Genomic DNA, 7,239 nt, shown 5'->3' on the forward strand with positions numbered 1-7,239 from the left:
ATCTTTCCTTCAGGATATCGCTAATTAGTGTTCTAGCGAACGGAATTTTTCACGTAAATGGTTGCGCACGCTGATAGCGGTTAAATTAAGGGCAACAATTACAGATACTAATAAGAACGAAGTTGCATACACCAATGGACGAGCAGCTTCTACGTTAGGGCTTTGGAAGCCGACATCGTAAATATGGAAACCTAAGTGCATAAACTTACGTTCTAAATGCACAAATGGGAAATTCATATCAATCGGTAATGTTGGCGCTAGCTTAACCACACCAACCAACATTAACGGTGCCACTTCGCCTGCTGCACGGGCTACTGCCAAAATCAAACCGGTCATAATTGCCGGGCTTGCCATTGGTATTACAATGCGCCATAAAGTCTCGGCTTTGGTTGCACCTAAGGCCAAACTACCTTGACGTACAGCACTCGGAATACGGCTTAAGCCTTCTTCCGTCGATACAATCACCACTGGTAACGTTAAAATTGCTAAGGTTAGTGCAGACCACAGCACCCCAGGTGAGCCAAATGTAGGGGATGGCAAGGCTTCGGGGAAGAACAATTGGTCAATTGAACCGCCCATCATGTAAACGAAGAAGCCTAAACCAAACACACCATACACAATTGAAGGCACACCGGCTAAGTTAATCACCGCAATACGGATTAGCTTAGTAATCGGACCTTTCTTAGCGTATTCATGTAAGTAAATGGCTGCAATAACACCAAATGGGGTCACAATCACCGCCATCAGCATCACCATAAATACCGTACCGAATATTGCTGGGAACACCCCACCTTCAGTATTTGCTTCACGTGGGTCATCACTGACAAAGCGACCTATGCCCACAAACCAGTGAGTTATCTTTTGTAGCAAACTCATATGATTGACATAGCTTACGTCTAAAATAGAGTCTAGAGGCAAGGTAACCTCAACGCCGCGCATGTCTTTAATAATTACAGAGTCACGGGCAGCTTTGTCACGCAGAGCAAATAAGTCTTTTTCAAGCACTAAGTAGTCTTGCTGAAGTTGATCAAGTTGCGCCTTAATATCAGCCTTACGTGCCTCAGTTAATTCACCATCCAGCTCATATCCACGTTCTTTTAAACGTAAACGCTCCATTTGGTAATTAATCGAACCAATATCGCTTTTTTGCAACTCCAGGGCTTGATCAGATATCGCTACAGCGCGATCTATGTGGTCAAACAAAGAAGCTTCTATATCTGATTCACTGTTTAACGCTAGGCGTTTACCGTCTTCGATAACCGCAACAGGATAACCGTAAAAGTTACCATTTTGCGTACGCTCAAGCTTAGCGACATCAGCGGGAATTGAACGGCTGACGATATCTGTTGCAAGGATCCAACGAAAATCTAAGCCAACAAACTCACGGTTACCGGTTTTAACCAGATAACGCATCACAAACTCACCAGGATGCTTAGTAAACTTATGCCCTGCTGAAATTAAGCGCTCTGTTGGCACTTCTTCACGGTCATAAATTTCACCAATAAGGGTACTTTTAACCCCATTATTGTCTTCAAGCTGCCATTGATAAACATCAGCGGGCCAAAAGTAACTTAGACCACGCCAAGCGATTAACAGTAATAAGCCTAATACGGCAATTAAACTGATACTAACGGCACCACCGGTCATCCAAATCCACGGTGAACCTGATTTAAACCACTTACCCATTGCACAAACCTCTCAAGGCGATTGGCGAAATAATCATTAATTGAGTCATCATCTTTCCTTACAGTGAGCTATAACGTTCGCGTAAACGTTGGCGAACCACTTCAGCAATAGTGTTAAAGAAGAAGGTGAACACAAACAATACAAAGGCGGCTAAGAACAACACACGATAATGCGAGCTACCAATGGCCGATTCTGGCATTTCCACCGCAATGTTTGCCGCTAAGGTACGCATACCTTCGAAAACGCTCCACTCCATGATGGCAGTGTTACCGGTTGCCATTAACACAATCATAGTCTCCCCTACCGCGCGGCCTAAGCCCATCATGATGGCCGAGAAAATCCCCGGACTGGCAGTGAGTAACACCACTCGAGTTAAGGTTTGCCAGTTTGTCGCACCTAATGCCAAGCTGCCGTTTGATAGATGACGAGGCACAGAGAAAATCGCATCTTCAGCAATTGAGAATATGGTTGGAATAACCGCAAATCCCATGGCGATTCCCACAACCAGCGCATTTCGTTGGTCAAAGGTGATGCCTAAATCGTTGGTAATAAACTGACGCGTGTTGCCGTCAAAAAATGCCACTTCAATTATTGGGCTTATCTCAAATGCAAACCAACCAACAAATATAATCACTGGTAATAGCATCAGTTCTTGGTAGGTTTCAGGTAAACGTTGCTTCCATTTTTCTGGTAATTTACTCCACGCAAATGCGGTAGTAAGAATGGATGTGGGTAATAATATCAACAACACCACAATACCGGGCAAGTGTTCCTCAATCAGTGGCGCTAACCACAAACCGGCTAAGAACCCCAAAATAACCGTCGGTAATGCTTCCATAATTTCAATCGTTGGCTTAACCACGTTGCGCACTTTAGGCGTCATAAAGTAAGCGGTATAAATTGCCCCAGCAATCGCCAGTGGCGATGCAAATAACATGGCGTAAAATGCCGCTTTCATGGTGCCAAATGCCAAGGGCATTAAACTCAATTTAGCTTCAAAGTCGTCAGTACCAGACGTTGATTGCCATACGTATTTAGGTTCTGGGTAGCCTTCGTACCATACTTTATCCCACAACGCGCTCCAGGATATTTCTGGATGGCTATTCTCTACAGAGAAAAGGTTAAGTTTGTTATCAGCTTCAATCACTAATCCATTTGAACGCGGACTAAACGCCATTTGACCTGGGTTGGTTAACTGAAATTTCTCATCAAATAGTTCACGTTGACTCGTGGTATAAAGCAGAGTTAATTCACCTTCTTTACTCAATACAGCAAAGCTTTTACGGTAAAACTCAGTCGCCATAACACTTACAGGTGCTATATCGTCAAACTCACGAATTTGTTGGTACAAACGACCTTTATCGCTATTAACTTGGAAATACTGACTGACAATACCACTGTCATAACTGACCAAAATCGAGCTAGCACCGGCAAGCAAATTGACTTGTCTCACTTGAGCTCCGACTTTTTGAACATCGATAACTTGAAGTAATTCAATCGAGTCTGCGTCACGAGTGTTGTAGACAAACAGTTTATTGGTCGCGCCTAAAATAAGCTGACGATGATCGGGTGTCATTATTGCCGAAATAACATGATTAGGTGCATCTTCAATAAACACTTCAACAGATGACCATTCAACCTCTTCAGTCATCATGTTTTCTTCGCCTTCCTGGCGATTTAACTTCCAAGCACCATTGGCATCTTGGTAAGCAAAACTCATGCGGCTGTCGCTGAAATCAAACACCAGATTATAAACAGCGCCCTCATTATTAATCGTTAATGGCTCTTCACCAATCGGATAACGTAATGATGGCGTAATAACGCGTTTGTTGTCTGGGTAGGTTAAGCCAAACTCGATCCCGATAACGATCACTTGGCCGTTACTCAAACCTAACGCGAAACGTTGCTCGCTTGGGCTCGATTTAGCACTGCTGGTGACCGTGGTACCTTCAGGAATTTTAGCCTTAAAAGACGAGATTAATTCACCGCTAATGGCTGAATAAAAATCGACATTACCCATTTCGGTTACCCGATAAAGGACTTCGTTTTGTTCATCGCTACCAACCATTAAGGTTTTAGCGTCAGTATTTTGGTAACTCACACTCGTAACAGGTTCTATATGTGCCCCATCAAAAATGGGCTTGATGACATACAGCAAATAGAAAAATATTAATAACAGGGTGACAAATACCAACGTGCCACCAACGGTTACCCCAATCTCTGCTGCCTTATCCTTAAATGCTCTGCGGGTTGCATGTCTATCAACAAGTAGACTTTTTTCAGCAGAACCAGGTTTATTGACCTGACTTTCCATTAAGAACCTCTAATAATTAATCGATGCCATAATTAGCGCTTTGAATGTGTAGTTTACTATGCTAACAATAAATATTTATGACCAAATACATTAACTTTCGCCACTTATTTAAGTCTCTAAATCACTTACCTTAGTCTCTACATAACTCATATTAGTTTCTAATTAAGTGTTAGTAAGACAATAGTAAAACTGATGTAAGACAGCAAAAAAACCATAACACAATCTTAAGTGGCTGCGATTATATGACGTAAAGATGACAGTTGTGTTACAGACTTTGTTTATAGGAGAAATATCCAATGATGCGTTATCTTATTACTCTTCAAGCACCAGACCGAAAAGGCTTGGTAGAACAAATCGCCAATGTCGTTAGTCGACATAATGGCAACTGGTTAGACTCAGAAATGCGTCATATCGACGGTATTTTTGCAGCCATATTACAATTAGAAGTCCCTGCACTAAAATGGGATGAGTTAATTGATGCCTTAGAATGTATTGACGGCTTAACGCTAACGTTTGCTAAAACCACCTTAGCCGCTAAACCGATTAAGCATTTATATTACAACTTAGTTGCCTACGATCGCCCCGGAATTGTGCTGCATATCTCAAATAAAATGAATGCGCTAGGCATTAATATTGAACAATTTAGCAGCCAGTATGAAACGGCGAGTCACACTGGTATCGCGTTATTTAAGGCGACCATGACATTAGGCTTAACCGATCCAAACCAAGAAGAACAAATTACTGCATCGCTTTATGAAATGGGTGATGACGTGGTGCTTGATAAGCTGAGTAAATCGGCTTAAATGAACAGCAGATCGGCATACAAGCTCAATTAAGCCTAAAATCCGTTTTCATCATCTGTTAAACTGCCACGAAATAATGATGATGAAAATGGATTAACCATGTTTGGAACGCTATCAAAATTGAAAACCCACCTTAATGATAACCATGAGGTGGAGTATCATTTACCGGTGGGTGACGAGCGTTTAGCGCTTAACCCGCTTATTGGTAAGTCATTGACCATGACTCACACAGGTAATATTTTTTGCAGCAACTGCGGTAAAAAGACCAAGAAAAGTTATTCTCAGGGTCATTGTTATGTTTGCATGTCAAAGCTAGCCAGTTGTGACCTGTGTATTATGAAACCTGAAACATGTCATTTTGATCAAGGCACTTGTCGCGAACCAGAATGGGGCATATCAAATTGCTTTGTGCCCCACTACGTGTATTTATCGAATACTTCAGGTATCAAGGTCGGCATTACTCGCCATACTCAAATCCCAACCCGTTGGATAGACCAAGGGGCGACTCAGGGCTTACCGATTTTTAAAGTGTCGACGCGAAAAATGTCGGGCTTAATCGAAATAGAATTAGCCAAATTCATTAACGACAAAACCCATTGGCAAGCGATGTTGAAAGGTCATAATGATGATATTGATCTTGTCGAACAAGCCGCGCAACTGATTCCTCTGATTGAAGATAGACTGCACGCTTTAGCGGCCGAATATCAAGACATTGTGATTGAACGCCTTGATGCCAACATTCAAGCCATTAGCTATCCTATAACGCAATTTCCGGTGAAAGTTAAATCACACAATTTTGATAAAATTGCTGAAGTCAGCGGTATTTTGCAAGGCATTAAAGGCCAATATCTTATTTTTGATACTGGGGTGATCAATATTCGTAAGTTTTCATCTTACGAAGTAGACGTCAGTTATTAATTCACCTAACGATTTCTTTTTCAAAACTTGCTAGCAATGCCTGTATTTTTAAGTTGTGAGATCTGAGATTCACTCAGGTCTCGTGACGTAAAAATAGCCTATGATAATTACACTTGCTAACCATTAATTTATTTGAATTATATCAAAGTGTTAATCGCTACAATGATAATTCATTAAGATTAAAACGATAAATTTAACTCACTGCTAAAAAAATCATTATGGTGAATGACTAAATTCACCTAGAATTCTGCTTCTATAACACTTAAGCCGAGAAACCTGTTCATGGAGTTAGTATTCGCCATTGCTTTATTTGCTTTTTCTGCCGGTATTACTCCAGGCCCTAACAACATTATGTTGATGACCTCTGGGGTTAATTTTGGCATTAAACGCAGCATTCCTCACTTAATGGGCATTAGCTTGGGTTTTCCGACCATGATACTGGCGGTTGGACTTGGCTTAAGCGCGATATTTCAAGCGTATCCTTTCATCCATATTGTTATTAAAGTGATTGGTATCAGCTACCTACTTTATCTTTCATGGCTTATCGCTAATAGCAGCAGTAAAATGGAAGGTAAGCAGGTAAGCAAGCCATTTAGCTTTTTACAAGCCGCAGCATTTCAATGGGTCAATCCAAAAGGCTGGATCATGGCAGTGGGAGCTATTGCGACGTTTACTTCAGTGCAACAAGAACTGAATAGCCAAGTGATCACGATTGCGAGTGTATTTTTATGTGTGGCATTCCCGTGCGCGATTGTGTGGCTGGGATTTGGCGTGGCACTAAAACGTCTGCTAAAAAATGAACGCCAACAGCGTATTTTTAATATCTCTATGGCTCTATTATTAGTGGCATCGATCATCCCAATGATGTTACCGCCCGCAACACATTAATTTATTAAATAAGCTTAAAGGTTACATAATGGAACAACATGAATGTCTTGCTCATACCGAAAACTGGGTAAAAGATGTCATTATGAAATACAACATTTGCCCATTTGCGCGTCGTGAAGTTGAACGCGCTAGCATTCGTTATGTAGCCATTGAAGCAACAAAAATAAAGGCCGTACTAAAAGCATTAATTGACGAGTGCCAACACTTAGATACTCATCCTGATACTGAAACGACACTATTTATTTTACCGCGGGGCTTTGAAGGTTTTTACCCTTACTTAGATTTAGTCGATTTTGCTGCTGATGAATTAATGGCGCAAGGCTATGAAGGGGTTTATCAATTAGCGACATTTCATCCAGACTATTGCTTTGAAGGCGAACCTCAAGACAGTGCCGCGAATTTTACTAATCGTGCACCTTATCCTTGCCTGCATATTATCCGTGAAGCCAGTATGGAAATCGCGTTAGCCAACTATAGCGATCCGGAATCGATTCCTGAGCGTAATATTGCGTTTGCTGAACGTAAAGGCAGTGAGTTTTTTATCCAATTATTGCAGCATTGCACTAAATGAGTTGAGAAAGATAACCAGTGATAAATAGCCATTAAGCACTTAGCACTTAGCACTTAGCA

6 protein-coding genes are annotated in these 7,239 nt (G+C 41.4%); 4 read left to right on the forward strand and 2 right to left on the reverse strand.

Features of this window, described 5'->3' with window-relative positions; all coding sequences use genetic code 11:
• Window positions 1–24: 24 nt before the first annotated feature.
• Both pstA and H5123_RS15225 read right to left on the reverse strand, forming a co-directional pair.
• Entirely contained in the window at window positions 25–1,686 is a 1,662-nt protein-coding gene (pstA, locus tag H5123_RS15220; protein WP_182698511.1) for a phosphate ABC transporter permease PstA, read from the reverse strand.
• A gap of 58 nt (window positions 1,687–1,744) precedes the next feature.
• Complete coding sequence (locus tag H5123_RS15225; RefSeq protein ID WP_182698512.1) at window positions 1,745–4,000, reverse strand: ABC transporter permease subunit; 2,256 nt, start codon at window positions 3,998–4,000, stop codon at window positions 1,745–1,747.
• A gap of 296 nt (window positions 4,001–4,296) precedes the next feature.
• Between H5123_RS15225 and H5123_RS15230 the strand changes: the two genes are divergently transcribed.
• The 4 genes from H5123_RS15230 to H5123_RS15245 all read left to right on the forward strand — a co-directional run bounded on the left by H5123_RS15230 (window position 4,297) and on the right by H5123_RS15245 (window position 7,180).
• Window positions 4,297–4,803 (forward strand): glycine cleavage system protein R, encoded by a 507-nt coding sequence (locus H5123_RS15230; protein WP_124016200.1) that lies wholly within the window; start codon window positions 4,297–4,299, stop codon window positions 4,801–4,803.
• Window positions 4,804–4,902: 99 nt separating this feature from the next.
• A complete protein-coding gene (locus H5123_RS15235) occupies window positions 4,903–5,721 on the forward strand; it encodes a DUF2797 domain-containing protein (protein WP_182698513.1) in 819 nt (272 codons plus the stop codon).
• Between the two features lie 282 nt (window positions 5,722–6,003).
• Window positions 6,004–6,609 (forward strand): LysE family translocator, encoded by a 606-nt coding sequence (locus H5123_RS15240; RefSeq protein ID WP_182698514.1) that lies wholly within the window; start codon window positions 6,004–6,006, stop codon window positions 6,607–6,609.
• A 28-nt stretch (window positions 6,610–6,637) separates the two neighbouring features.
• On the forward strand, window positions 6,638–7,180 hold the full coding sequence (locus H5123_RS15245; RefSeq protein WP_182698515.1) for a DUF1415 domain-containing protein: 543 nt from the start codon (window positions 6,638–6,640) through the stop codon (window positions 7,178–7,180).
• Window positions 7,181–7,239: the final 59 nt, after the last annotated feature.

Source organism: Shewanella sp. SR43-4 (assembly GCF_014163845.1).
Lineage (GTDB): Bacteria > Pseudomonadota > Gammaproteobacteria > Enterobacterales > Shewanellaceae > Shewanella > Shewanella vesiculosa.

What these genes read in the sequence shown, in the direction of transcription:
- H5123_RS15225 (WP_182698512.1), bottom strand. Translation starts at nt 4,000, where the DNA reads ATGGAAAGTCAGGTCAATAAACCTGGTTCTGCTGAAAAAAGTCTACTT.
- H5123_RS15230 (WP_124016200.1), top strand. Translation starts at nt 4,297, where the DNA reads ATGATGCGTTATCTTATTACTCTTCAAGCACCAGACCGAAAAGGCTTG.
- H5123_RS15235 (WP_182698513.1), top strand. Translation starts at nt 4,903, where the DNA reads ATGTTTGGAACGCTATCAAAATTGAAAACCCACCTTAATGATAACCAT.
- H5123_RS15240 (WP_182698514.1), top strand. Translation starts at nt 6,004, where the DNA reads ATGGAGTTAGTATTCGCCATTGCTTTATTTGCTTTTTCTGCCGGTATT.
- H5123_RS15245 (WP_182698515.1), top strand. Translation starts at nt 6,638, where the DNA reads ATGGAACAACATGAATGTCTTGCTCATACCGAAAACTGGGTAAAAGAT.
- pstA (WP_182698511.1), bottom strand. Translation starts at nt 1,686, where the DNA reads ATGGGTAAGTGGTTTAAATCAGGTTCACCGTGGATTTGGATGACCGGT.